This window comes from Streptomyces sp. NPDC111802 (genome assembly GCF_055634335.1).
This window is the reverse complement of record NZ_JBVKCZ010000011.1, coordinates 67,594-93,243: the sequence shown is the minus strand read 5'-3', so window position 1 is coordinate 93,243 and position 25,650 is coordinate 67,594. Positions and strand designations below refer to the sequence as shown.

Annotated in this window: 23 protein-coding genes and 1 riboswitch; of the genes, 8 read left to right on the top strand and 15 right to left on the bottom strand. The window is 69.0% G+C overall.

The window, feature by feature from the left end; translation table 11 throughout:
• Positions 1-51: 51 nt before the first annotated feature.
• The 3 genes from ACZ7NC_RS14290 to ACZ7NC_RS14280 are packed head-to-tail and all read right to left on the bottom strand — an operon-like array spanning position 52 to position 3,330.
• Complete coding sequence (locus ACZ7NC_RS14290; RefSeq protein WP_471488048.1) at positions 52-873, bottom strand: phosphotransferase family protein; 822 nt, start codon at positions 871-873, stop codon at positions 52-54.
• Positions 870-2,057: a DegT/DnrJ/EryC1/StrS family aminotransferase gene (locus ACZ7NC_RS14285; protein ID WP_471488046.1), complete on the bottom strand. Its 1,188-nt coding sequence runs from the start codon at positions 2,055-2,057 to the stop codon at positions 870-872. Before ACZ7NC_RS14285 ends, ACZ7NC_RS14290 begins: the two co-directional genes overlap by 4 nt.
• Positions 2,041-3,330, bottom strand: a complete 1,290-nt coding sequence (locus ACZ7NC_RS14280; RefSeq protein ID WP_471488044.1) for a hydroxymethylcytosylglucuronate/cytosylglucuronate synthase — start codon at positions 3,328-3,330, stop codon at positions 2,041-2,043. The genes ACZ7NC_RS14285 and ACZ7NC_RS14280 overlap by 17 nt, the downstream gene beginning before the upstream one ends.
• A gap of 395 nt (positions 3,331-3,725) precedes the next feature.
• Between ACZ7NC_RS14280 and ACZ7NC_RS14275 the strand changes: the two genes are divergently transcribed.
• From ACZ7NC_RS14275 to ACZ7NC_RS14260, 4 genes are read left to right on the top strand one after another with little or no spacing between them, the layout of a single operon-like run.
• A complete protein-coding gene (locus ACZ7NC_RS14275; protein WP_471488042.1) occupies positions 3,726-4,256 on the top strand; it encodes a nucleoside 2-deoxyribosyltransferase in 531 nt (176 codons plus the stop codon).
• 14 nt (positions 4,257-4,270) lie between these two features.
• A complete protein-coding gene (locus ACZ7NC_RS14270; protein ID WP_471488040.1) occupies positions 4,271-5,416 on the top strand; it encodes an acyl carrier protein in 1,146 nt (381 codons plus the stop codon).
• On the top strand, positions 5,413-6,276 hold the full coding sequence (locus ACZ7NC_RS14265) for a hypothetical protein (RefSeq protein WP_471488038.1): 864 nt from the start codon (positions 5,413-5,415) through the stop codon (positions 6,274-6,276). The genes ACZ7NC_RS14270 and ACZ7NC_RS14265 overlap by 4 nt, the downstream gene beginning before the upstream one ends.
• A 13-nt stretch (positions 6,277-6,289) precedes the next feature.
• The gene (locus ACZ7NC_RS14260; protein WP_471488036.1) at positions 6,290-7,546 is read left to right on the top strand and encodes an MFS transporter; all 1,257 of its coding nucleotides are present in this window, start codon (positions 6,290-6,292) and stop codon (positions 7,544-7,546) included.
• 21 nt (positions 7,547-7,567) lie between these two features.
• Here the strand turns inward: ACZ7NC_RS14260 and ACZ7NC_RS14255 are convergent, their stop codons facing one another.
• Positions 7,568-8,341 carry a phosphotransferase gene (locus ACZ7NC_RS14255; RefSeq protein WP_471488034.1) on the bottom strand — a complete coding sequence of 258 codons (774 nt, stop codon included), beginning with the start codon at positions 8,339-8,341 and terminating at the stop codon, positions 7,568-7,570.
• A gap of 87 nt (positions 8,342-8,428) precedes the next feature.
• On the opposite strand from ACZ7NC_RS14255, the gene ACZ7NC_RS14250 reads away from it, so the two are divergent.
• Positions 8,429-9,016: a phosphopantetheine-binding protein gene (locus tag ACZ7NC_RS14250; RefSeq protein WP_471488032.1), complete on the top strand. Its 588-nt coding sequence runs from the start codon at positions 8,429-8,431 to the stop codon at positions 9,014-9,016.
• A 34-nt stretch (positions 9,017-9,050) separates the two neighbouring features.
• A complete protein-coding gene (locus tag ACZ7NC_RS14245; RefSeq protein WP_471488030.1) occupies positions 9,051-10,901 on the top strand; it encodes a hypothetical protein in 1,851 nt (616 codons plus the stop codon).
• Positions 10,902-10,927: 26 nt separating this feature from the next.
• Here the strand turns inward: ACZ7NC_RS14245 and ACZ7NC_RS14240 are convergent, their stop codons facing one another.
• The 8 genes from ACZ7NC_RS14240 to thrC all read right to left on the bottom strand — a co-directional run bounded on the left by ACZ7NC_RS14240 (position 10,928) and on the right by thrC (position 19,979).
• Positions 10,928-11,956 carry a helix-turn-helix transcriptional regulator gene (locus tag ACZ7NC_RS14240; protein ID WP_471488028.1) on the bottom strand — a complete coding sequence of 343 codons (1,029 nt, stop codon included), beginning with the start codon at positions 11,954-11,956 and terminating at the stop codon, positions 10,928-10,930.
• A gap of 63 nt (positions 11,957-12,019) precedes the next feature.
• A complete protein-coding gene (locus tag ACZ7NC_RS14235; protein WP_471488026.1) occupies positions 12,020-13,129 on the bottom strand; it encodes a hypothetical protein in 1,110 nt (369 codons plus the stop codon).
• Between the two features lie 40 nt (positions 13,130-13,169).
• The gene (locus ACZ7NC_RS14230; RefSeq protein ID WP_471488024.1) at positions 13,170-14,114 is read right to left on the bottom strand and encodes a hypothetical protein; all 945 of its coding nucleotides are present in this window, start codon (positions 14,112-14,114) and stop codon (positions 13,170-13,172) included.
• Between the two features lie 167 nt (positions 14,115-14,281).
• Positions 14,282-15,409: an NADH:flavin oxidoreductase gene (locus ACZ7NC_RS14225; protein ID WP_471488022.1), complete on the bottom strand. Its 1,128-nt coding sequence runs from the start codon at positions 15,407-15,409 to the stop codon at positions 14,282-14,284.
• Positions 15,410-15,747: 338 nt separating this feature from the next.
• Positions 15,748-17,370, bottom strand: a complete 1,623-nt coding sequence (gene groL / locus ACZ7NC_RS14220) for a chaperonin GroEL (protein WP_471488020.1) — start codon at positions 17,368-17,370, stop codon at positions 15,748-15,750.
• A gap of 393 nt (positions 17,371-17,763) precedes the next feature.
• Entirely contained in the window at positions 17,764-17,970 is a 207-nt protein-coding gene (locus tag ACZ7NC_RS14215; RefSeq protein WP_006382349.1) for a cold-shock protein, read from the bottom strand.
• 450 nt (positions 17,971-18,420) lie between these two features.
• Positions 18,421-18,696: a MoaD/ThiS family protein gene (locus tag ACZ7NC_RS14210; protein ID WP_062927577.1), complete on the bottom strand. Its 276-nt coding sequence runs from the start codon at positions 18,694-18,696 to the stop codon at positions 18,421-18,423.
• On the bottom strand, positions 18,693-19,979 hold the full coding sequence (gene thrC, locus ACZ7NC_RS14205) for a threonine synthase (RefSeq protein ID WP_471488018.1): 1,287 nt from the start codon (positions 19,977-19,979) through the stop codon (positions 18,693-18,695). The genes ACZ7NC_RS14210 and thrC overlap by 4 nt, the downstream gene beginning before the upstream one ends.
• An 18-nt stretch (positions 19,980-19,997) precedes the next feature.
• Positions 19,998-20,167, bottom strand: a riboswitch (SAM riboswitch).
• A 146-nt stretch (positions 20,168-20,313) separates the two neighbouring features.
• Here thrC and ACZ7NC_RS14200 point away from each other — a divergent pair.
• Positions 20,314-21,258 carry a glucosyl-3-phosphoglycerate synthase gene (locus ACZ7NC_RS14200; protein ID WP_471488016.1) on the top strand — a complete coding sequence of 315 codons (945 nt, stop codon included), beginning with the start codon at positions 20,314-20,316 and terminating at the stop codon, positions 21,256-21,258.
• A gap of 95 nt (positions 21,259-21,353) precedes the next feature.
• Positions 21,354-22,766, top strand: coding sequence for an alpha,alpha-trehalose-phosphate synthase (UDP-forming) (locus ACZ7NC_RS14195; protein WP_471488014.1), 1,413 nt, complete (start codon positions 21,354-21,356; stop codon positions 22,764-22,766).
• A gap of 1 nt (position 22,767) precedes the next feature.
• On the opposite strand, the gene otsB is transcribed toward ACZ7NC_RS14195, so the two are convergent.
• From otsB to ACZ7NC_RS14180, 3 genes are all read right to left on the bottom strand, one after another.
• Positions 22,768-23,586, bottom strand: coding sequence for a trehalose-phosphatase (gene otsB, locus ACZ7NC_RS14190; RefSeq protein WP_471488012.1), 819 nt, complete (start codon positions 23,584-23,586; stop codon positions 22,768-22,770).
• A 324-nt stretch (positions 23,587-23,910) separates the two neighbouring features.
• Entirely contained in the window at positions 23,911-24,174 is a 264-nt protein-coding gene (locus tag ACZ7NC_RS14185; RefSeq protein WP_471488011.1) for a DUF3263 domain-containing protein, read from the bottom strand.
• A gap of 90 nt (positions 24,175-24,264) precedes the next feature.
• Positions 24,265-25,569 (bottom strand): ABC transporter substrate-binding protein, encoded by a 1,305-nt coding sequence (locus tag ACZ7NC_RS14180; RefSeq protein WP_471488009.1) that lies wholly within the window; start codon positions 25,567-25,569, stop codon positions 24,265-24,267.
• Between the last annotated feature and the right edge of the window lie 81 nt (positions 25,570-25,650).

The following is a 25,650-nucleotide window of genomic DNA, read 5'->3' as shown; positions in this document are numbered from 1 at the left end:
CGTGTCTCTCCTTGAGTCGGGTGTTCCGGGAATCGGACGGCGGGTCGGGGGTCAGCCACGGCCCCACGTCCCGCGGTGCAGCCGCTCCTTCACCAGGTCGGCGATCCGGGCACTGGTGCCGGTGGGAAAGACGCCACCCACCTCCAGCGCCACGTGCCGGGCGAGGAGGTGGCCGGCGACCAGGTCGAGGTCGGGCTGCCGTCGGGCGTGGGCCCGGTAGCCGGGCAGGAGGTGGTCCAACTGGTCGGGGGCGAGCTGGCCGAGGTCGCTCTCGGGGCTGGCCGCGCGGGCGTCGGTCCAGTCGAGGACGAGGGCGACCCGCCCCGCGCGGGAGACCAGGTTGGGCGAGCGGAAGTCGCCGTGCCCGGCCACCTCGCGACTGGTCCGCCAGTCCTCGGCCGCCTGTCGGAGCAGGGCGTCGGCCCAGGACCCACCGGGGATCCCCACTGCCCTGCCGCCGCGCAGGGCGGTGTCGTAACGTGCCCTCCGGCGCGGCAGGTTGTGGGCCTCCTGGGGGAACCGGTGCCCCGACACGGTATGCAGTGACGCGAGCGTCTCACCCGCCGCGGCGAGGCCCGACCGGCTCTCCACCGGCACCCCCGCGACGTGCCGATACACCAGGTAGGGGCGTCCGTCGGCCAGCACTCCGCTGCCCGCCTCCTCGGGCGCGGGCACACCGTGGCTGCGAGCCACCCGCCAGCAGCTCAGCTCCTGTGCGGTGTCCAGCGGCCAGGACCGGCCGACCCGCAGCACGAGTTCGGAGCCGATGTAGACCGCGCAGTTGCCGCCGTGCAGCAGGCGCACGTCGCGTACGTCCGGGTCGCCGCACCGCCGCAGCACCTCCGCCGCCCGGGCGAGCTCGCCGGCGCTCATCCCTTCAGCAGCTCCGCCGTAGCGGCCGCGATCCTCCGGGCGTCCTGAGGGCTCATCTGGGTGCCGAGCACCAGGGTCCGGTCCCACAGAGCGCGCTCGGTGCCGAGGAGGTGCTCCTCACGCTCACCCCACCAGCCCCGCGAGGTCATCCAGGGCTTGACCCACGGCATGCCGATCAGGGCGGGGTAGTGCCAGCCCGGGATGCCCTCGGCGACCAGCGCGTCCACCAGCCAGTCGCGGTGGCCCGCCCACTCCTCGTCCAGGATGAGCGCCACATCGAACCAGGCCGGAGTGCAGTCGAGGCCGACGGCCGGCCGAGCGGTGCGGATCCCGGCCGCGTCGAAGATCTCGAACATGGCGTCGGCCGTGGCGTTGCGCGCGGCGACCCGCTCGGGCAGCTGCCGCAGGGCGGCATGGGCCAGGATCGCCTCGATCTCGCCGCCGCGGAAGTTGTACCCGGGGAAGACCCCCTCGAAGTTGCCGGACTTGCCGTGGTGCCCGTAGGTGCGCATCCGCCAGTCGATGTCCGGGTCGTCATAGACGTTGAGGCCACCCTGCCCCGCGGTGACCAGCTTCTTCGTGGAACCCGCGAAGGAGCCGATCTCGCCGTACGCGCCCACCGGCTTACCGCGCAGCGTGGCGCCGTGCGCCTGGCCACCGTCCTCGACCAGGTACCGCGCACCCGAAGAGCGCCGGATGGCCTCGACGTCGGCCACGTTGCCGAAGAAGTGGGTGATCAGAGCCGTGTGCACGGGGGTTCCGTCGGTCCACTCCGCCACTTCGTCGACGCACTGCAGCGTGTCGGGATGGGTCGGCAGGAAGACCGGGCGGGCCCGAAGGTGGTAGATCGCGTTGAGACTGGCCACGAATCCCGAGTCGCTCAGCGCGACCGGCGTGCCCTCGTCGACCCCGAGTGCGAACAGCGCGGTCTGCAGCGCTGCGGTCCCGGACTGATGGAAGAAGGCGCGCTCGCGGCCGATCAGCGCCGCGAAGTCCGCCTCCAGGCGCTTGCTGTGCGGGCCTCCGCCCCAGTAGACGGTGCGCCGGGTGCGGATCAGCGCCGCCACGTCGTCGGCCGCCTCGGCGACGATTCCGGTGTCCTCCCAGGGGAGTTCGTCGAACCGGGGGGTGCCTCCGTTGATCGCCAGGGACCGGTCCTGCTTGAGTTCATCGGGATGCCGCATGGGCATATGTCTCCATCTCTCGCGCGTCGCTAAGCTGGTTGTGAATACGCAAAGTTGCTGCGGCCGGGGGGCGGACGCCCGCGTGGCCGGTCCGCGTCCGCTCGACGACCAGGTCCACGATGTCGGCCACCTCGGCGGCACCGTCGGCCCCGGTCGATCCGGAGAACGGCGCCATCCGGGCGCCGGGCCGGCCCGAGGCCGCGATGGCCTCGCTCAGCCGGGCGGTGAGCCAGGACTTGTGCTCGGACCGCCGTTCGGCGGCGGCCGCGATGCACCCGTAGAGGTAGCGGACGGCTTCCGCCTCGCCGCGCGCCTTGTGCGTGTCGAGCACGGCTTCGTCCACCACGTCCGCCGGCCAGCCGACCACGATCCGGGGATCGACCTGACCCGCGACGTCGGCCGCGTTGACGATCTGACTGAGGTTCTGCGGTGGGAGCACCACGCAACGCTGGTTCAGTGAGGCCGTCTCGAGCAGGGTTGTGCGCCCGGGCGAGGTGACGACCAGCTCGGCCGTGCGCAGCGCTTGCAGGAACTCCCCGCGTGGCAGCCGCCCGCCACGGATCGAGAGCCCGGTCGCCGCGGGCGTCCGCGGCAGCCGATCGAGGTCCAGATTGCCCGTGGTGATCACTTCCCGGAAGCCCTGATCCCGCAGCGCCGTGAGGGCGCTCTCCAGGACGAGCGACAGATAGGCGTTGTCGTCGCCGTCCCGGAACGGGGACTCCAGACCGCCCAGGTTGAGGACCGCGCGGCCGGCCACCGGTGCCGGTCCGTCGTCGCCCGCCATGCCGACCACCGGCCCGACCCAGTGCAGTGACCGGATGCGCCGCAGCGACGACCAGCAGGCCCGAGGCAGTGCCGGACACAGCTGGGCGCAGTAGGCCTCGACGTCGACGGGCAGTTCGTCGCGGTCCGTCCAGAGGAACGGGAGGCTGTCCAGGTACACCACCGGCACCCCCACCGACTGGAGCCGGGAGGCGAGTTCCGGATCGAGCACCACCAGGGCGGCCGAAACGCGATGGGCCGCGACCAGCGCGGCAAGCTCCGCGTCGTCGGCCGGCACATCCAGCCAGGCGTCGATCGGGTGCGCGCCCAGCACCGGCCGGCCGAGCGCCGAGGCCAGTCCGACAAAGCCGAGACGATCACCGTGCCTGGCACGCAATACGTCCATGACAGCGGCGATCTTTCCGACGCTGCCCCAACCGAACTGCACGCCGGCGATCGCGACGACAGGTTCTTCTCCATGGGCCGAGAAAAGCGACCCGGTGCTGGTCATGTATCCCCCAGGAGAGTCAGAAACTTCCGGCCGGGGCGACCCTCTCGCCAACTGCGCCGAATCACCCGGTCAAGAATTCCGACTGCCTTTTGCGGCAGCCCTTAGAGATACTCCACACTCCCGCTGGACGAGTCCACCGAAAGCTACTGGCCACAAGTGGCCGACAGACTTGCTGACACTGACCGAGCCGTTCTTCAGGCGCCTGAGCAGCTAGGATTTGGCTTGCCGTAACCGGACACGAATGTGTTGACAGTCCCCGACAGCCGCTTCTATGGTCATCCGCACCACAGCGCCAATGACAATTGGTGTCGGGAGAACGGCACTTAACCCCGGAGCACATTCGAGTGCTTCACGCATGCAGTTCTTTCCATTCATTCCACTCAAGAGGTGACACCTTGCAGGCTGCCCCAGTCCAGGTAAGCGTCGATCTCACGGGAATCAATGTCTTCGTCGGCGGGCCCATCCAGTACGCGATCGAGGACGAAGGGTTCTACTCGCCACTTCGCCGCACCCTTCACGGCATCATCGAGGCGGTCCAGGAAGCCAACGGCACCGTTTTCTCGGCCCACGTCGCCGAGAAGTTCGGAGTCGACACCCCGCTGTTCTCCCCCCAGCAGGTCTCGGTTCGGGACTTCGACTGGATGCGCCGGTGCGACGTCTTCGTTCCGGTGCTGCCCGTGCTGGGGGACGACCTGCTGCGTACGGACGGGACACACATCGAGATGGGCTGGGCGTCCGCGCTTGGCAAGCCCATCATGCTGGTCACGCGGCAGCCCATGGCGTCCAACGCGAGTCACCTGCTCCGCGGTCTGCCGGAGATCGCCGACGTATCGCTCTTCGACGACCTCGAAGTGACCCAGGATCCCGGAACGCTGCTCGAGTCGATCGCACGGTCCGCCCGCCCCGCGGTCCGCGCGGCTTCCTGACAGGAAGAAGCATCATGACTGACGGGTACTTTGAACGTGACTGGGTGATCCGCTGGCTCGCGAAGAACCTGGGTCTCACGGTCTCGGCGGAGAGTCCACTGCGCGGTGACATCGATTCACTCATCATGGCCGAACTCCTGACCGCGGCGGAGTACGAGCTGTCCCGCGACGCCTGGTCCGATTTCACGCCGGCCTGCTTCGACACGGTCGAAACGCTGTCGCAGCACCTGGCGAACTCCCCGGCGGGCGTGGAGAAACACTGGTACCGCCCGCTCGACGCGACCGGCCGCCTCGGAGCGGCTCACGACGGCTTCGACCGGGCCCGCACATCCCTAGGAGACGTCGTCGTCGGGGCAGCCACGAAGCCCGCCGCCACCGGCGGGACCGGCAGCGTCATGTTGGTCGGCGAGCCTGCCGTGGCGATCACGGATCTCGTCGCCGACCTCGACGCAGCTGTGGCCGCTTTCGGTCCGACCTCGGTGTGGTACCCGATGCTCACCAACGCCGGCACCGGTCGTGACCACCCGCAGAATGTCGCCTCTTCGCTGGAGACCGGTCGCCTGCAGCATGCGGCATGTCTGGAGCTGCTGGAGGAGCTCGACGAGCGTCCTGACGGCCTGTACTGCGGCATCGGGTACGCCTACCGACGGGAACCGGCACGGCGATGGGACAGCGCGGGGCGGCTCGAGGCCTACCGGGTCTGGGAGGCCGTGTGGTGCGGGCCCAGCGAGAACGCGCCGACCGCGATGGCGGAGATCAAGCGCGCGGTCGCGGCCGTCCTTGAGCGGTTCTCGAAGGGCGACTGGGCGCCGGCGCTCGACGGCTTCACGCCCGGCGTGACGCGGAAGAGCGAATGGACGGTTGCGGACGGCGAGCCGGGCGCGGGGATGGCCTTGTCGTCGCTGAACGACCACGGTACGACGTTCGTCCGCGACGGCCGGTCGAGCTTCTGCCTGGGCGTCGGAGTCGACCGCCTGGCCGACCTGGACCTGCTGTGGGCCCGCACGAACGAATGGACGATCCCGGACGGCGCCGCGGGCGCGGGGACGGCCTTGTCGTCGCCGGACGACCACGGCACGACGTTCGCCCGCAACAGGCGGCCGAGCTTCTGCCTGGGCGCCGGAATCCGCCCGAATCCCACCGGACTGGATCTGCTGTGATCGACACAATGCAGCAGTGGGGTCTGTCCGGCCGCAGGATGACGGCAGTCGGCGAGGGGACGCCGGCGATGTGGCGGGACGCGGGCCTCGTCCCCTGCCCCGGCGATCGGGGCGCGGGGATCGTTCTCGGCTCATTCGGCGACCGGACCGACGAGTTGCTCACCGCCCCCGCGTTCGCCGCGCAGCCTTGCATAGGCCAGAGTTCCGGGGACGTCCGACAGCTGCCGGTCAGCGTCGTATGGGAGGTTCTGCTCCCGATGCTGCTCGCCGCCGGCAAGCCGAGCGACGTGGTCGTCCGGATCAATCTGGCCGAGGAACAGCTGAAGTACCCGCGCCGAGCCGAGCAGTTCGCGCATGTCGCGGACGCGGTGGCGGCCGCGACGAAAGAACTCGCGGACCAGCTGGGCCTACCGAGCAAGGTGGAGGTCAACACTCGCCCCCCGGCGTCCGCGGTCTCGGTCGACACATCGACGCTGTACGGGATCTTCGCCCCGTTCCAACCCGACATCGACCACCCGCGGGGCTTCCAGAACGAGGACGACATCCTCATCGCGTTCACGTGGTACCTCGCCCGCTACCGCGAACTCCCCGACGGCGCCTGCATCGTGGAGGGGGCCCACATGGTCGACGCCGTTCGAGCCGCGCTGGGCCCCGACGCCCCCTACCTGGCAGCCCTCGCCCTGCCCGCACCGAGCGGGCGGGCATGCCTCGTCCAGGACGCACCGGTGGGCGAGAGGATCACCATGACGAACCTTGAGGCCCTGCCGCTCGACTGGTGGCCGGAGCGGGTCGTCCAGTCCGTCTTCGGGAGAAGTCTGCGGGCACTCGCCCTCGATTTCCGTGACAGCTTGACGTCCTGAGAATTGGATCACGATGAAGACTGGTAACCAGCTGAGGGTTCTCGCCGCAGTCCGCTGGGTGCATCTGCCGTTTCTCCTGGCCTTCGTCGGTCGACTGCCCCTGTACATGACCTCCGTCGCGCTGGTGCTGTGGACCGATGCCGCAGGTGGGTCCGCCGTTCTCGGTGGGTTCTACGTCGCGATGCTGAACTTCGGGGTCGCGGTGGCGGCTCCCTGGCTCGGCCACCTGGCGGACCGACGCAGTCGCCCCTTCGCCCTGCGCCTCACCGGCATCGTGCATCTGCTGGCGCTGGGGGCGTTGTCCTTCCAGTCCCCGTCCTTCGTGCCTGTGAACGCAGTCCTGTGTCTGTTGGCCGGACTGTCGACACCGCCGATCGGCTCTGTACTCCGGTCGATGGTCACGGACCGGGCGCAGGGCGACGAGCGAGAAGCGATCTTCACCGCTGAGGCCATGGCCGGATCGCTGTTCGCGATTCTCGGTCCACTGGCGCTCTCCGGCTTTGTCCTGTTCGGCGGCGCTCAGACGGCGCTGACCGCTGGAGCTGTCCTCCTGGGCGGATCGGCCGTCGGGCTGTCCTTCCTCCCGATCATGCGCACTGTCCCCCGGGCGCCGGAATCAGGCGACGGTCACGAACCCGGTTCGCACGGCGCACTCGCTCCGCTGCGGCAGCGCGGCTTTCGCGCGCTGACCATCCGGATGGTCATCGAGGCGATCGCGGGCGGTGTGGAGCAGGTCGCGGTTCCGGCGTTCGCGGTGTCGATCGGTTCCGCGGCGCTGACCGGTCCCCTGTGGGCCATCTCCGGCGGCATCGGCCTGGCCGCGGGTGCCGCGTACGCCGTCAGGACATGGCGGATGCCCAAGGAGACGCTGTACTGCATCGGTGTCACAGGCCTGGCCGTGTCGTACCTGGTGCCCGCTTTCGCGTATTCCTTCACCACGATGGTGCTGGCCCTGTCAGCGGGCGCCGTCCTGGTGGTGCCCGTGATCGCGACGGAGTACGACCTCGTGGCGCGAACGGTGCCGGAGACGCAACGCAACAGCGGCTTCGCCATCATGACGTCCGCGGCCATCTGCGGCACAGCGATCGGAGCGCAGACCGGCGGCTTCGTGATCGTGCACAGCGACTACCGAGGTGCGTTCGTCTTCGCGGCTGTCCTCGCCGGCCTTGCGGCGCTCATGTCCTGGCGGAGCCGCAGGCTGTGGGCCGAACCTCTGACCACCCCGGTCGCGCCGGCGCTCCCCGCGGCGCTCGAGGGCTCCGGCCGGTAGACGAAATGGAGCAGATCCATCTCACGCCCCGCCGAGCAGCAGGCCACGGTTCTCCTGCAGCCAGCGCGCTTCATCGCGCATCTCGGTCGCATCGCCCCGTGCCAGGAAGCCGGCCCACGGTTCGATTCCGCGCGCGCCCAGGCGTCGGATGCGTTCGGCTTCGCGTTCCTGAAGCCCCTCCAAGGCGTCCAGCACGGCCGGCGGTTGCGCCCCGTAGGCGGAGCAGAGAACCGCGAGACGGGTACGCAACTCCGTCATGCCGGTGGTGCCTTGGTCCCGTTCGGGATCCGTCGGGCGCAACGGCACAGCGTACCAGGCGAGTTGCGCCAGGTCGTCGATGGCGTATCCGGGTGCCGCGAAGTCCCAGTCGATGAAACCGGTCAGGCGGTCGCCGTCCCAGATGGAGTTCCACAGGCCGAGGTCGCCGTGCCGGATCACCATGCCCGGCTTCCATTCCTCTTCGCGCAGCTGCCAGCGAGTGCCGGGCGAAGGCCGGAAGTCACGCACGGCGTGGTGGTAGTCCCGCAGCCAGTGCCCGAGTTCCACCAGTCCGTGCGTAGAGCGCAGAAAGGGAGGCCAAGGCTTGAAGGCGGGCTCTCCGTGGAGCAGGGACAGCACCTCCTCCTGGCCGTCCACGCCCAGCGCGCGCGGCGCTTTGCGGAAGCCCACCCTCTCCAAGTGCTGCAACAGCGAATGCACCGCCGGCGTCCACTCCCTCACGGGACGTCTGATGGTGTCGCCGACCCGCCGAACCGTGGTCACGCTGCCCTGGTCGCTGGCCCCGTCCTCAATCACCCAGCGATGGTAACGCCATTGAGTTGTCGCCCGACTGAACGCTGAACAATGCCTTCCGCATCGAATTTCCGAATTGGAGATATCGCCGTGACCGCATCTTCCCAACCGGCCGCCGACCCCGAGACTCACCGCGTCGAGCCCGGCGAGGTGGAGCGCGGGCTGCGCCGCCACCGCCAGGTGCGCGAGGCCGTCGTCCTGCCCTCCGGCGAGGGCTCCGATCGCCGGCTGGTGGCGTTCGTCGTCCTCGACGACTCGCTCCCCCTGAAGGAACTGCGCGCCTACGCCGAGGCCGAACTGCCCGACTTCATGGTGCCCGGCCACTTCATCGCCCTGCCCGAGATCCCGGCGGGCGACCACGGCGAGCGTGATGTGCGGCGACTCCAGGAACTCCTCGACCAGCACCACGTACGGCAGCAGAACCACACCGCTCCCGCCACCGAGACCGAGCGTCTCCTGGCGGACGTGTGGGAGTCGCTCCTGGGCGTCGGCGACATCGGCGGCAACGACGACTTCTTCCAGCTCGGCGGCCACTCCCTGCTCGCCTTCCGTATGCAGAGCCGGATCAAACGTGAACTCGGGGTGATCCTGGAATACCGCACGGTGGTCGCCAACCCGGTCCTGTCCGCTCTCGCCGCCGAGATCGACGCAGCCAGGAACGAGGTGGACTTCCTTTGAACCGGATACAGAAACACGAGAGAGGCGATGCGCCGTGACGTCCACCGAGCGCAGTGAGATGTTCCATCCGTGCGACACCACCGCTGCCCTGTCCCAGGCGGCCACTCGTTTTCTTGACGGACAGTCGAAGGCAGTTCCCTTCCTCGCCTCCGACCGCCCCGACCTGCGTGCGTCGGCCGGCAGGGCCGAGGAGCTCTACGGCACGGTCCACGTTCCGGAACCCGCCGACACGGGCCTGGACCTACTCGGCGACGCCCCCGAGGCCGACGCCGTCCGTGTCCTGCTGCGCCCGCTGGCACGCACCTGGACGACGGACCCCGCGGTGGCGTCCGGTGCGCGCTCGCTGCTCATCTGCGGTCTCTACCAGAACCTGTTGTCGAAGATCGTGGCGCCCCTCGTGGGCTACTGCGCCCCCCGCCCAGGGGTCTCCGTGCTGACCGGTAGGGATCTGGCGTCCGTGAGCTGGATGATCGCGAAGCAGTACGCCCGGGTGAGGCCGGACGTCACTCAGCAGGCGCTGCTCACCAGCCAGGACGTCGTGGACGACCCGCCGAAGGACGTGGCAGTGTTGTCCTACGAGGACTTCCAGACCCGTGACATCCGCGGATTCCTGTCCGAGTCGCCATGGCGGCGCCTGCAGTTCCAGTCGCACGGAAAGGACCAGGTCCTGCTCCTGGGGGACTGGGCGCTGTCCGGAGTCAGCGACGTCGACGCGCCCGAAGGCCCCGTCACACTGCGGCCCCGATTCGGCTACGGCTACCCGGACCCCGAGAACAAGCTCAAGTTCATCCGGTTCTCCGAGTTCGCGGCGGCCGAACTGATATTGAGTTCCTGCCACAGCGGTCCGTTCGCCGACACCGGCTCCTACGCCGTGCGCTACCAGATGGTGCTGGCGGCCATCGACGGCACCGCGCAGACCGTCGTCGCCGCCGTCACGAACAGCAACGTCGGAATGCCGGAGTCGGCGCGGTTTCTCGCCCAGCACGACTCCGGCGAGGACATGGCGGCCGTGCTCAACGCCAGCGTCGGCGACGTCAACCCGTACGGCGTCTTCCTGCGTCACGGCGTGCAGTGGGAACCGAACGCTCCGGCGGCGGCCATGGCGGCCGTCAGCGCCGGTGATCAGAGACAACAGGAGACCGACAGGCTCCTGGCCCTCGCGCTCGACCGGGCCGTGGGATGGGCGGAGAGCGGGATCCTCCCCGCCGACCACCCGTCGAAGGCGGCCTGCGCCAAGTTCCTGAAGAAGTACACCCGGCTGCTGTGCCGGACGTCCGCCACCGAGTCGGAGCGCATCCATGCCCAACTGGTGCGCGATCTGGCCGCGTTGGACCGCTCCATCGCCGAACGGATCGCGGCCGACCCGGACGATCCGATGATGGACTACCCCGACTACTGGGCCGATCGCAGCGTGGTGCGCTCGACGCCCGAACAGGTGGCGTGCGACACCTGCGGAGACATCGCGCAGAAGTTCGTCCGGACCGGCAAGAGCCGCGTCATCCCGGACGTCGAGGTCGTCGGGTGCCTGCGCTGCGGCGACGGCGACTTCCGTCCTGCGCACGGCCCGGTTGTGATCACCAGGTCACCCGTGAGCACCTACATGGGTGCGTCGGTGACCGTGCAGCTCGAGATCTCGCAGGCCCGGAAGGGCACCGTGCACTACGGCTTCTACACGCCTCCCTACCTCACCGACTACACCCTCAGCGCCCCCTTGCGTTCCACCGCGATCGAGGAGGCCGGCGTGTTCACGGACCGGTTCACCCTGGCCCTGGGCGAGTCGGTCGTCCCGCAGATGTACTACTACACGGTGTACGCGGTCCAGGACCTGAGCATCAGCATCGCCCGCCACAACCTCGGGGTCCGACCGGGCCCGGCTCTGGTCTGAAGATCTTCCCTGCGGCGGCAGACCTGTCAGACGGCGGTGTCCTGCTGGGCGCCCTCGGTCCAGGACGTGTCGATCCAGCCGAGCCTGGCGGCGAGCATGCCGGCCTGGAAGCGACTGTCGGCTCCCAGTTCGGCGAGGATCTCGGAGATGTGACGACGGCAGGTGCGCGTGGACATGTTCATGCGCTTGGCCACCACCTCGTCCTTGGCACCCGCCGCCATCTGCCGGAGGATGCCGGCCTTGATGTCGTCGATGGTCTCTCCGTAGCCGACCCGGGTGTAGACGAACGGCGTCGCCAGCCGCCAGGTCTGCTCGAGCGACTGGTACAGGTACTCCACGACCGCGGGCTCGCGGATGATGACGGCGCCGCCCCCGCGGTCCCTCCGATCGGCCAGGAAGGCAACCTCGCGGTCGAATATGACGACCCGTTCGATGATCCCGGAGGCGGTCCGTATCTCGGAACCGGCCGCCTGCATGATCGAGAAGTGGCGCTGCACCGCCGGGCTCGACAGCACGGTGTGCGGATAGATCGTCCGCATCCGTACACCGCGCTGCAGCAGAGCCAGGTCGCGCGGACGGCTGTCGGCGACGGCACTCTCCTGCAGCGCTTCCGGCTGGGCCGTGAGCACCTCGCTCACACAGTTCTGCCCGGCGTGGCTCAGCAGCGAGCGGATGAGCTGGAGGTCGTTGCTCCGTTCGACCGTCTGCGCTTGGTCGCCGAAGCCACCCAGCGAGTCGTAGGCCTCCTGCAGGCCCTCGATTCCCGCGCGAACCTGCTCCGACTCGGCGTGCAGCCTGTTGATCTCCGCGGCGCGCTGGGCAACGGAAGCGGTGAGCGCGAGCCGCGGGTTGAGTACCGACACCACACCCGTCCCGGACTCCACGCTCACCAGGTGCAGGGAGACGAGGATGTCGATGTCGGCCTGGGTGAACGTTTCGGCGCCGGCCGACGACTCGCCGCCGAGCAGGGTGTTGCGCGGTGCCGAGCCGCCGCTCTCCACCAGAAGTCTGTAGAGCCTCTCGGCACTTGCCGTCACGGCATGTGGCATCGACATGGCATCCCCCTGCGCCGTGGTCGGCCGGAATCATGATGACCGGCACGCCGGATCATACAATCTTCAGAGACCCACCACGGGTACACGAGCAAGTTCAAGTCCGGCGTCGATACCGGATGATCTCCAACTGCGACTGAGATGACGGGCCATCAAACGCACGTCTGCCGTGTCCAGCGTCGGTCGCGACGAACCGTCATGGACCATGCCCAGGACGGGCACGAGCAGGTCGGAGAACAGCTCACACCATTCCGCGAGCGAAGTGACCTCGCGTCGACCGAGTTCGACGATCCTTTCGGAGAATCCCAGGTACCCGATGGTTTCATCGAGTTGGGCGGCGAGTTCGTCCAGCGCGCGATCATCGAACGACGACGGAGCCGGCGAATCGAAGATTTCCTGCCAGTCCGGCCCGTCACGCAGGGCGAGAGCCAACAGGAAGCGGTATTTCGCGAGTTCGAGCTCGGCATTCGCCCAGCTGTAGCTGATGAGGTCGTCGAGGTCGACCAGGTCCGCCACCCACCGGAAACGCGGCGCGCGGCGTGGCCCCAGACAGACCTCAAGGAACTCCCGGACATGACGCACAGGGCCGGAGCACGCGGCGTCCGGCGTGAGGAACACCCCGCGGTCCTCGGTCTCCCGGAAGAATTCGTCCGGACTCGGCGCCGCCTTGCAGTCGCCCCCCGCGAGCATTATGTACTCGGGCGTCATCGCCATACCGAGGCTCGGCTTGTACAGACTGGCGATGCGCCGCGGGACGATGGTGCGGCTTCCTTCGCCGGACCGCCGCGCGTACAGGGTCGGGAGCGTGGTGAGTACCCGGCCGAACACCCAGGCCCAGCGCCAGTCCAGTTCCTCGTGGCCGTACCGGCGGTGGAAGGCCTCGCGGATCTCCGCGACACCCTCGAGGACGTCGGGCCAATCGGCCTGCATGCTGCGCAGCGCTGAGACGTTCATCTCGTAGCCGGACCGGGAGCCGGAGTACGGGCAGCGGCGCATGTCATAGGGGACGCCTTCGCGTACCCGGGCGGCGGCGTACCGCTCGCCCAGTGGACGGCCGTCGTCCGCGTAGAGCAGCCGGGAGACGTCGAAGCCGAGGATGTAGAACTCGCAGAGTTCCCAGACCCGGCCGGGCGACGGCGGCTGACCCTTGTCGGTCAGGTCGTGCGCTGCGGACACGCGGATTCCTCCCAGTGGTGCGGGCGTCAGGGGCAGATGGTCAATCGAGGACGGGGGTGTGCCGGGACCGGTCGTAACCGCTGAGCTCCACCGGCATCGGAAGCGGTACCCGCCGCCAGGAACGCGGCGTGAAGCGCCAGAAGCGGCCGTTGCCTCCCGATCGTTCCGCCTCGTCCTCCCAGTGCGCGGTCGACGAGCCGGTCAACACGACGAACTCGTCACCGGCGACGAAGCCGATGCTCGCCCGCGGCTCCAGCAGGAGGTTGCCGATGGTCTGGTACATGGCGTTTCCGGCGAAGTCCGGGATCTCGAACGTGTTCCGCGCGACCTCGCGGATGAACCCCGGGTCCCCGCTGCGGGTCGCCGCGTCGAGCTGGCCCTGCGGATTCGCGGTGCCGACGAAGACCAGCGATGCCTGGCACAGCAGGGCGGCGTCGGCCCGGGTGATCGACCGGCCGCGGGTCGCCGCCTTCGCAGAGACCTGCGTCGACGTCGTCACCTGCTGACGGACCAGGTACTTCTTGCAGTTGGGGAACGCCTCGAGGATGGACACCTCGAGCGGGTCGGTGCGGGAGTCCACGACCTCACCGTTGACCCGGAAGCGCCGACGGGTGTGCGGATCGAGGTACACGAGACCGATCCGCCGATCTCGTCGCAGGTTGTCGAACAAGGCGTCCTCGGGGCTCACGGCCGCGCGCGGGATCGTGAGGCCCGACGAACCGAGCGCGCCGAATGCCCCGGCATCGGCGGCGAGCAGCGACAGCATCGGTGCGCCGTTCGTTCCGATCGTCGTTGCCACGGCAATGCGTGCGGAATCTATGAGTGATCGTCCGCCCTCCGCGAGGAACGGCTTGACGACTGGTCCGAGGCATTCTGCTTCGACTGTCTGGCCGGCCCGGATCTGAGCGGTCAGCTCACCGGAATGGAAATTCGCCGGCCGGTCGGAATCCCGTGGCATTTTCCCCCGATTCAATTTGTACGACAAGCGACGCACGCGATATTAGGCAGGGGATCCAGCGGTGATCAAGAAACTTCCGGTGGCAGGTACTGGCATGGTGTCAGAACGTGTCACCGAGCCGCGGCCATCACCGAACTGCCGGAAGCCGCGGCTTTCGTACGCCGACCAGGCCGACCAGACCGACCGGGCAGACGTCAGCTCAGGGTCTTCAGCGACGCCGCGTCGTACGGCGCGAGCTCCTCGAAGCGGCCGGCCAGCACCTTCGCCGCCCACTCCGGGTCCTGGAGCAGCGCCCGGCCGACGGCGACGAAGTCGAACTCCTCGGACTCCAGACGGTCCAGGAGGCCGTCGATGCCCTTGAGCGCGGAGCCCTGGCCGGCGAACGCGCCGAGGAACTCGCCGTCCAGGCCGACCGAGCCGACCGTGATGGCGGGCCTGCCGGTCAGCTTCTTCGTCCAGCCCGCGAGGTTGAGGTCGGAGCCGTCGAACTCCGGGATCCAGTAGCGGCGGGTGGAGGCGTGGAAGGCGTCGACGCCGGCCGCGGCGAGCGGGGCCAGGATGGCCTCCAGCTCCTCCGGGGTCTCGGCGAGACGGGCGTCGTAGGCCTCCTGCTTCCACTGCGAGTAGCGGAAGATGACGGGGAAGTCCGGCGAGACCTTCTCGCGTACGGCGGCCACGATCTCAGCGCCGAACTTCGTACGGGCGACGGGGTCACCGCCGTACGCGTCCGTGCGGCGGTTCGTCCCCGACCACAGGAACTGGTCGACGAGGTAGCCGTGCGCGCCGTGGATCTCCACGCCGTCGAAGCCGAGGCGCTCGGCGTCCGCGGCGGCCTCGGCGAAGGCGCCGATCACGTCGTCCAGGTCCTGCCGGGTCATCGCCCTGCCGGTGGCCTCGTCGGCGCCGATACGCAGACCCGAGGGGCCGACGGCGGGGGCGTCGGCGAACGGCGGCTGGCCCTGCTCGCGCACCATGCCGATGTGCCACAGCTGCGGCACGATGGTGCCGCCCGCCGCGTGCACCGCCTCGGCGACCTTCGCCCAGCCCGCCAGCTGCTCCTCCCCGTGGAACCGCGGCACCCGGTTGCTCTGCCCGGCCGACTCATGGCCGACGTACGTCCCCTCGGTGACGATCAGCCCCACCCCGGCGGCGGCCCGACGCGAGTAGTACGACAGCACGTCCTCACCGGGGACGCCGCCCGGCGAGAACATCCGGGTCATCGGCGCCATCACGATGCGGTTCGGGACGGTGAGGCCGTTGATCGCGGTCGGCCGGGACAGGATCTGGGCCGCGCGGGAGGCGGCGGACTCGGTGACGGTCACCTGGAGGGCTCCTTGGAAGCGGGACTGTTTATACCGTTCGGTATGTGCGCACGCATTGTTGCACCACATTAAGCAACGGTGGGGGTGAGGCCACGCATTCCCGAGTGGAGGGTGAGGTTTTCGTGGGCGGCTGCGGGCCGGTGGGGGCTGGTCGCGCAGTTCCCCGCGCCCCTTGGGTACGTGCAGTGGACGTCCCTCCAGGGGCGCGGGGAACTGCGCGAGCAACCACGAACCACCCGCGCCCGCCAAACGCACCGAGGGCGGCACCCCCTGTCGCAACAGGAAGTGCCGCCCTCGGTAAGGACGTTGATCAACCGGAGCCGGGGCCCCGAGGTCGATCAGAAGTCCATGTCACCGCCCGGCATACCGCCACCGGCAGGCGCGGCGGCCTTCTCCGGCTTGTCGGCGATGACGGCCTCGGTGGTGAGGAACAGCGCGGCGATCGACGCGGCGTTCTGCAGCGCGGAACGCGTCACCTTCGCCGGGTCGATGATGCCCTCGGCGATCATGTCGACGTACTCACCGGTCGCGGCGTTCAGGCCGTGACCGACCTGAAGGTTGCGGACCTTCTCCACGACGACGCCACCCTCGAGACCACCGTTGACGGCGATCTGCTTGAGCGGGGCCTCCAGGGCGAGCTTCACGGCGTTGGCGCCGGTCGCCTCGTCACCCTCGAGGTCCAGCTTCTCGAAGACACCGGAAGCCTGGAGCAGGGCCACGCCACCACCGGCGACGATGCCCTCCTCGACGGCCGCCTTGGCGTTGCGCACGGCGTCCTCGATGCGGTGCTTGCGCTCCTTGAGCTCCACCTCGGTGGCGGCACCGGCCTTGATGACCGCGACACCGCCGGCGAGCTTCGCCAGGCGCTCCTGCAGCTTCTCGCGGTCGTAGTCCGAGTCGCTGTTCTCGATCTCGGCGCGGATCTGGTTGACCCGGCCCTGCACCTGCTCCGTGGAGCCGGCGCCGTCGACGATGGTGGTCTCGTCCTTGGTGATGACCACCTTGCGGGCGCGGCCCAGCAGGTCGAGGGAGGTGTTCTCGAGCTTGAGACCGACCTCCTCGGAGATGACCTCGCCACCGGTGAGGATGGCGATGTCGTTCAGCATCGCCTTGCGGCGGTCACCGAAGCCCGGGGCCTTGACCGCGACGGACTTGAAGGTGCCGCGGATCTTGTTGACGACCAGGGTCGACAGGGCCTCGCCCTCGACGTCCTCGGCGATGATCAGCAGCGGCTTGCCCGACTGCATGACCTTCTCCAGGAGCGGGAGCAGGTCCTTGACGGAGCCGATCTTGGAGTTGGCGATCAGGATGTACGGGTCGTCGAGCGATGCCTCCATCCGCTCCATGTCGGTGGCGAAGTACGCCGAGATGTAGCCCTTGTCGAAGCGCATACCCTCGGTGAGCTCCAGCTCCAGACCGAAGGTCTGGGACTCCTCGACGGTGATGACGCCTTCCTTGCCGACCTTGTCCATGGCCTCGGCGATGAGCTCGCCGATCTGGGTGTCGGCGGCGGAGATGGAGGCCGTGGAGGCGATCTGCTCCTTGGTCTCGACGTCCTTGGCCTGCTCGAGCAGGGCGGCGGAGACGGCCTCGACGGCCTTCTCGATACCGCGCTTGAGGGCCATCGGGTTGGCGCCGGCGGCTACGTTGCGCAGGCCCTCCTTGACCAGGGCCTGGGCGAGAACGGTCGCCGTGGTCGTACCGTCACCGGCGACGTCGTCCGTCTTCTTGGCGACTTCCTTGACCAGCTCGGCGCCGATCTTCTCGTACGGGTCCTCGAGCTCGATCTCCTTGGCGATGGAGACACCATCGTTGGTGATCGTGGGGGCGCCCCACTTCTTCTCGAGGACGACGTTGCGGCCCTTGGGGCCGAGCGTCACCTTCACGGCGTCCGCGAGCTGGTTCATGCCGCGCTCGAGGCCGCGCCGCGCCTCCTCGTCGAACGCGATGATCTTGGCCATGTGAAGTGGTCCCTCCAGGACTGGGGGTGATTCCTTCGGACCGCGCCCGCGCCCGCGACGGACGGCTCGCATGCCTTGTGATTCCTTGCACCACCCGGCCTGCGGGCCTCACCGACCCGGTCCTTCGTTGTCACTCTCACCTTCAGAGTGCTAACGCCAATGATTAGCACTCGGGGTACGAGAGTGCAAGGCGCCCGCGAAGCGGGCTCGATGGGGGGTGGCGGCCGGGCGACGGGCGGGCGCAAGCGGCTCTCGGGGATCGGGCGGGCGCTCGGCCGGACGTGAACGGGTGCCGGACAGGGCCGGACAGGTCCGGACATGGCGAAGGACCCGCACCCCGGGGAGTGCGGGTCCTTCGAAGAAGAACGTCGCTGCTGTTAGTCGACGCGTGCTTCAGGTGGTCGCGAGACGGACCATGTCCGCCTGCGGCCCCTTCTGGCCCTGCGAGATCTCGAAATCGACCCGCTGACCTTCCTCCAGGGTGCGGTACCCGTCCATCTGGATCGCGCTGTAGTGGACGAAAACATCCGCACCACCGTCGACCGCGATGAAGCCGTACCCCTTCTCCGCGTTGAACCACTTGACGGTGCCCTGAGCCATGCCTAACTCCCCTATTACTGGCCCTTGCACAGATCCACACTTCGCGGATCCGGGTCAGACCTCACCCCCCATCGGTCGGGGGCGTGCGCCGGAACGCGTCGACCGCGGCTGAATGTATCTGCCCAACTGCCGTCTGCAACAGGTCAATCGGACGAGAAATCCGGGCACGACCGGTCGGGAATGTGGGGACAATTCCGCTGACTTCAGGTCAAGTCGGACCCGGCAAACGGCACAAAAGCCGCAAAAAACCCGCACACTTTGGCTACTTCTTGTCGGGCCTGCGGCAGAAATCAAGGGCAACCGACTCGGAGATCGGCCGCGCATTCCCCAACTGTACCCCGCTCAACCACACAGAATTGCCCCCTCCGCTTCTCTCACGGAGGGGGCAATTCGATGAACTCTTAGTGACCGGGGTTACCGATGGTAATGATCGGTCATTCGGTCAGCCGGTCAGCCGCCGGCCACGGCCGGAATGATGGAGACACCCGCACCGTCCGGGGTCGCCGTCTCCAGCCCCTGCTCGAAACGCACGTCGTCGTCATTGACGTACACATTGACGAACCGGCGCAGCTTGCCCTGGTCGTCGAGCACCCGGGCGGCGATCCCGGTGTGGTTCTTCTCCAGATCGGCGATGACCTCGCCGAGGTTGGCGCCGTCGGCGGCGACCTCGGCCTGCCCGCCGGTGTAGGTGCGCAGGATGGTGGGGATGCGGACGGTCACGCTCATGCGAGGCCAGCCTCTCGGAAGGAGTCCAGGTTCGGGCGGATGGTGGCGGTGAGACCGGTACCGGCCACCGCGTCAAGGGTCTTGAGGCCGTCGCCGGTGTTGAGGACGACGGTGGTCCTGGTGGGGTCGAGGACCCCGTTCTCGATGAGCTTCCTCGTGACGCCCACCGTCACACCACCCGCGGTCTCCGCGAAGATGCCCTCGGTCCGGGCGAGCACCTTGATCGCGTCCACGACCTGCTCGTCCGTCACATCCTCCACGAACCCGCCCGTGCGGCGCGCGATGTCGAGGACGTACGGGCCGTCGGCCGGATTGCCGATCGCCAGCGACTTGGCGATGGTGTTCGGCTTCTGCGGGCGGACCACGTCGTGGCCGGCCTTGAACGCCGTCGACACCGGCGAGCAGCCCTCGGCCTGCGCACCGAAGATCTTGTACGGCTTGTCCTCGACGAGCCCGAGCTTGATCAGCTCCTGCAGCCCCTTGTCGATCTTGGTGAGCTGCGAGCCGGACGCGATCGGGACGACCAGCTGGTCCGGGAGCTGCCAGCCGAGCTGCTCGCAGATCTCGTACGCCAGGGTCTTGGAACCCTCGGCGTAGTACGGCCGCAGGTTGACGTTCACAAAGCCCCAGCCCTCGCCGGCCGGGTCGCCGATCAGCTCGGAGCAGAAACGGTTCACGTCGTCGTAGTTGCCCTCGATGCCGACGAGCTCGCCGCCGTAGACCGCGGCCATGACGACCTTGCCCTGCTCCAGGTCGTGCGGGATGAACACGCAGGACCGGAAACCGGCGCGGGCCGCGGCGGCGCCCACCGCACCGGCGAGGTTGCCGGTCGAGGAGCAGGAGAGGGTGGTGAAGCCGAAGGCGCGGGCGGCCTCCAGGGCCTGGGCGACGACGCGGTCCTTGAAGGAGTGCGTCGGGTTGCCGGAGTCGTCCTTGACGAACAGCTTGCCGGCGTCGACGCCGAGCTCGTTCGCGAGGTTGTCGGCCTTGACGAGCTTGGTCCAGCCGGGGTTGATGTTCGGCTTGGTCGCCACGTCGGCCGGGACGGGAAGGAGCGGCGCATAGCGCCAGATGTTCGCGGGACCCGCTTCGATCCGCTTACGGAGCTCCTCGGTGTCGTAGGCCGAGAAGTCGTACGCGATCTCCAGCGGGCCGAAACACTCCTCGCACGCGAAGACCGGGCCGAGCGGGACCCGGTGACCGCACTCGCGGCAGGACAGCGCCGCGGCGGGACCGAGGTCTACGGTGGAGTCGGTGGTGCTTGCAACAGTCTGCACAGCCATGTGAGGCGAGGCCCTTTCTCCTCATCTTCCTCACGACGCATCTCGCCGTGAGACGGATTTGGCACCTTCCCTAGCCGGGAGCCTCGCGGAGACGATCAACGGTGACGATCGACGCTGATCTACGAGAACCGACTGGAGGGTTGCCGGGGCTTCATCGGGCCGTATCCCTCTGCCCCTCTGGATGAGCGGTATGCGGTTGTTGACGACGGTCGACCCAGGACATGCGATGGTCATCCGCGTTGTTCAAGACTGTAACCGAAGGCCAGGACAGTTGAGATAGCCGTCCGAACCGCGAGATGGATCATCGCGTCCCGACAGTGAGGAGCCGCCCACCGTGCTGGAAGAAACTGAGCGCTGGCTGAGCAGCCGCTCCTGGTCCGTTGCCGATCGCCCGCCGCATCACATCCTCGCCGCCAAGCAGCGCACGGGCCAGTCGGTGTCCGTCGTGCTGCCCGCACTCAACGAGGAGGAGACGGTCGGCGAGATCGTCTCGATCATCGCCCATGACCTGGTGCGGCAGATTCCGCTGGTCGACGAGATCGTCGTCGTCGACTCCGGGTCCACCGACCGCACCTCCGAGGTGGCCGCCGCCGCGGGCGCGCGCGTGGTGCACCGGGACGAGATCCTCCCACGCGTCCCGGCCGTGCCCGGCAAGGGCGAGGTGCTGTGGCGCTCGCTGCTGGTGACGAGCGGGGACATCGTCTGCTTCATCGACGCCGACCTGAAGGAGTTCTCCTCCGACTTCGTCTCCGGCATCGTCGGCCCGCTGCTCACCGACCCCGACGTGGACCTGGTCAAGGCGATGTACGACCGCCCGCTGGGCTCGGCGGCCGGACAGGGCGGCCGGGTGACCGAGCTGATGGCGCGCCCGCTGCTGAACATGCACTGGCCACAGCTGGCCGGTTTCGTGCAGCCGCTCGGCGGCGAGTACGCGGCGCGCAGGTCGCTGCTTGAGCAGCTGCCGTTCCCCGTCGGATACGGCGTCGAGCTCGGCATGCTGGTCGACGCCCTGCATCTGGTGGGCCTGGACGCTCTGGCCCAGGTGGACGTGGGGGTGCGCAAGCACCGCCACCAGGACGGACAGGCGCTCGGCCGGATGTCCGCCGCGATCTACCGCACGGCCCAGCTGAGGCTGGCCCGCGGTCATCTGATCCGCCCCTCCCTCACCCAGTTCGAGCGGGGCGAGGACGGTTTCGAGCCGCGTACGTACTCGGTGGACACCGAGGAGCGGCCGCCGATGGTGGAGATCGCCGAGTATGCGACGCGGAAGGTCGCGTAAACACCGGAAACCGGCCGTATACAGGGCGTACAAGTGCCGCCCACTGAGCGGAACCGCACGTTTGAGCGTTTCCGGCGCGGGCTAGGTTGAGGCGTATGGCTTCCACGCAGGGTGCTGCCAAGGTGCTGGTCGCGTCGAACCGCGGCCCGGTCTCGTACGAGGTGCGCGACGACGGCTCGCTGCACTCCAAGAGAGGCGGCGGCGGAGTCGTCTCCGGGCTGTCGGCGATCGGTCCGGACGCGGACGCCCTGTGGGTGTGCTCCGCGCTGTCCGTCGGGGACCGGGAGGCGGTGCGGCGCGGGGTCGGCGAGGACGGCGTGCTGATGCTGGACATCCTGGCCGACGTGCACGCGGACGCGTACAACGGCATCGCCAACTCGGTCCTGTGGTTCGTCCACCACATGCTGTACCAGACACCGCTGGAGCCGGTCTTCGACGCGGAGTTCCGGCGCCAGTGGGCCTCGTACGAGACCTACAACCGCGCCTTCGCCGAGGCACTGGCCCGGCAGGCGGCGCCCGGGGCGGCGGTGCTGGTGCAGGACTACCACCTGACGCTGGTGCCGGGGATGCTGCGCGAGCTGCGCCCGGATCTGCGGATCGGCCACTTCTCGCACACGCCGTGGGCGCCGCCGGAGTACTTCCGGATGCTGCCCGACGACATCGCGGGTCAGGTGCTGCGCGGGATGCTCGGCGCGGACCGGCTGGGATTCCTCACGCGGCGATGGGCGGACGCGTTCGAGGCGTGCTGCGCCGACATCGCCGGAGGGCTCGGGGGGACGCGGATCGGGGTGCACGGGCTGGGGGCGGACGCGGACTTCCTGCGGGCGCGTTCGCACGAGACCGACGTGGCCGAGCGGATGGCCGTGCTGCGCGGCGAGATCGGCACGACCGCGGACGGGAGGGCCCGCAGGACGATCGTGCGGGTCGACCGGACCGAGCTGTCCAAGAACATCGTGCGCGGCCTGCTGGCCTACCGGCAGCTGCTCGACGACCACCCCGAGTGGCGCGAACGGGTGGTGCACGTCGCCTTCGCGTACCCCTCACGGCAGGACCTGGCGGTGTACCGCGACTACACGGCCGAGGTCCAGCGGCTGGCGGAGGAGATCAACTCCCAGTACGGGACACCGGGTTGGACCCCGATCGTGCTTCACGTCAAGGACGACTTCGCCCGCTCGCTGGCCGCGTACCGGCTGGCGGACGTGGCGCTGGTCAACCCCATCCGGGACGGCATGAACCTCGTCGCCAAGGAGGTGCCGGTCGTGTCCGACGAGGGCTGCGCGCTGGTGCTGTCACGGGAGGCGGGGGCCTTCGAGGAACTCGGCGAGGACGCGTACGCCGTCAACCCGTACGACGTGATCGGCACGGCGCGGGCGCTGCACGAGGCGTTGACCATGCGGCCGGAGGAGCGGGCGGAGCGCTCGAAGCGGCTGGCGGCGGCAGCGACCGCGCTGCCGCCCGCGCAGTGGTTCCTGGATCAGTTGCGGGGGTTGGAGGAGGGGCGGGCGTAGATCAACCCGCCTGAGCGGCGATCTGCCGCAACAGCCGTACGACCCCTGCCGGGCCGTCGACCACGACGTCCGCCTGCTTCGACAGCTCGGTGACCTCCTCGCTGCCGCTGCACACCAGGAGTCCCGGGGTGCCGTCGGAGCGGAGTCGGTCGACGGCGGCGTAGGCGGGGAGGTCGCCGAGGTCGTCGCCGGCGTAGAGGACGGACTCGGCGCCGAGTTCCCGGACGTATTCGGTGAGCGCCACGCCCTTGTCCATGCCGGGTGGGCGCAGTTCCAGGACCATACGGCCGGGTTCGACGATCAGGCCGTTGCGGGTGGCGAGGTCGGCGAGGGGTTCGCGGAGGGCGTCGAAGGTGCCTTGCGGGTCTTCAGCTCGTCGCGTGTGTACGGCGATGGCGTGCCCCTTGTCCTCGATCCATGTGCCGTTGCCGCCCAGCAGCCCGGGCAGTTCCGCCCGGACGGCGGCCACGCCGGGGTGCGGGTCGGGTGCGGTGACCTCGCCGCTGACGGCGTCCCAGCGCTCGGCGCCGTAGTGCCCCAGCACGACGAGGTGCTCCAGCCCCGGGACCCCGGCGAATCCGCCGTACCGCACGGCGACGTCGGCCGGGCGGCCGGTGATCACGGCGACGGCGGCGACCTTGGGGGCGAGTGCGGCGAGCGCCGGGAGGGCGTCCGGGTGCGCCCGTGCCTTCTCCGGGTCCGGCACGATCGGAGCGAGCGTCCCGTCGAAGTCGAGTGCGATCAGCGCGCGGTCGGGACGCGCGAGGATGGCGGCGAGTCCGTCACGGCCGGGTCGGGTCGAGGGGGTGGGCAGAGCCATAGGGCGACCCTATCCACCGGTGACCGAATGAACCGCACGGAACGGAAGGTTCTCGCCCCCGCCGCCCCTACCCGTCCCATCCCTGGGGGCTGCCGCCCCCAGACCCCCGCTTCGGCCCTGAACGGGCCTCGTCCTCAAACGCCGGACGGGCTGGATATACGGACCGGCGTCGAAAACGGCGGGCGGGCCGAAATCAGCCCCTCCGGCGTTTGAGGAGCGGGGGTCCAGGGGGCGGAGCCCCCTGGCGGGGTCGAAGGGGCAGCGCCCCTGGGGGATGGGACGGGTAGGGGCGGCGGGGGCGAGAAACCTCCCGGCCCGCACCCGTCACCGCTCCCCCCGCCGAGTCTCCCGCACCCGCCGCAGCCGATTCACCGTCACCGGATCATGGGCCAGCGCCCTCGGGTCGTCCAGCAGCGCGTTCAGCAACTGGTAGTAGCGGACGGGAGCCAGGCCGAGCTCCTCGCGTATCGCCCGCTCCTTCGCGCCAGGTCCCGCAAAGCCCCGCCGCTCCAGAGCGAGCACGGCCCGCTCCCGTTCGGCGAGGCCGGAGGCGGGGTCAGAGGCGGGGTCGGGCTGGTCCTGGGTCATGGCTCGCACCGTAACCCCCGCCACCGACAACCGGCCCACCGACGACCGGCGACCGGCGACCGGCGACCGGCGACCGGCGACCGACGTCGACTACTCCGCACTCTCCGCCCGCGAAGCCGTCGACTGCAACTGCCCCAGAATCGCCGCCGGGCTACCCCCGGGGGACACGGCCTTCCCGATCCGCTGCTTGACGTCCGCACTCACCGCGGCCCACGACGTCCGACCGACCGGGTAGAGCTCGGAGAGCGGAAGTTCCTCCAGGAACGGCTTGAGGCCGGCGTCCTGCTCGGCCCCGGTCATCACCCTGGACGCGGAGTTCGTGACCGGAAGCAGGTCGTACTCACGGGAGAAGTCCAGGACGTTCTCCTTGTCGTAGACGAAGTCGAGGAACTCGCCCACCTGGTCGGCATGGCCGTTCTCCTTGAACGCCATCATCCAGTCCGCCACACCCATGGAGACCTTGCTCGGGCCGTCCACCCCGGGCATCGGCACGATGCCGTACTTCACGCCCTTCTTCCCGGCCATCTGCATCAGCGACGGATGGCCGTTGAGCATGCCCACGTCCCCCGCCGCGAACGCCGAGAACGCGTCGGCCCGGTTGAGCTCGCCCGGCGCCACCGGCCCCGTCAGCCCCTTGCCGACCAGGTCGTTCTTGAGCCAGTTGAAGGTGGCGACGTTCTCCGGGGCGTCGATGCTGTACGTACCGAGATTGCTGTCGGTGTACCCGCCCCCACCGCTCAGCAGCCACTGCATCGTCTCGGCCTGCGCCTCCTCGGGCCCGAGCGGCAGCGCGTACGGGTACTTCACGCCCTCCGCCTTCAGCGCCTCGGCGTCGGCGGCCAACTCCTTCCAGGTCGTCGGCGCGGCGACACCGGCCTTCTCGAAGAGCGTCTTGTTGTAGAAGAGCAGGCGCGTGGAGGAGGCGAACGGTATGCCGTACTGCACCCCGTTCACCTGCCCCGCGTCCGCGAACTGCGCGACGAAGTCGGCCTGGACGGGGATGGAGAGCAGTTCGTCGGCCTGGTAGAGCAGGCCCTTCGCGGCGTAGTCGGCGTACGCGCCGATCTGCGCCATGTCCGGCGCCTCCCCGGCGTCGACCATCTTCTTGACCTCGGCGTCGACGTCGTTCCAGGAGTACACCGTGACGTCGACCGTCACACCGGGGTGCTCGGCCTCGTACGCCTTGACGAGCTTGTCCCAGTACTTCTGGGAGCCGTTCGCCTCGCTGTCCCCGTAGTCCGCGGCGACCAGCCGCAGCGTCACCTCGTCCGAGCCGCCGGTGAGCCCACAGCCGCCCAGGGCCGCTGTCAGACCCAGTGCGGACACCGCCGCGATCACTCCCGTCCGACTACGACTACGACTACGCCGCTGCACGCCAACCCGCCCCACACCCATGTTCGAAAGATCGTGGTTGATTTTCGAAACGTCATACATATTGCCCCCTAAGGTCTACACCACGTAAGTGGACTAGACCTC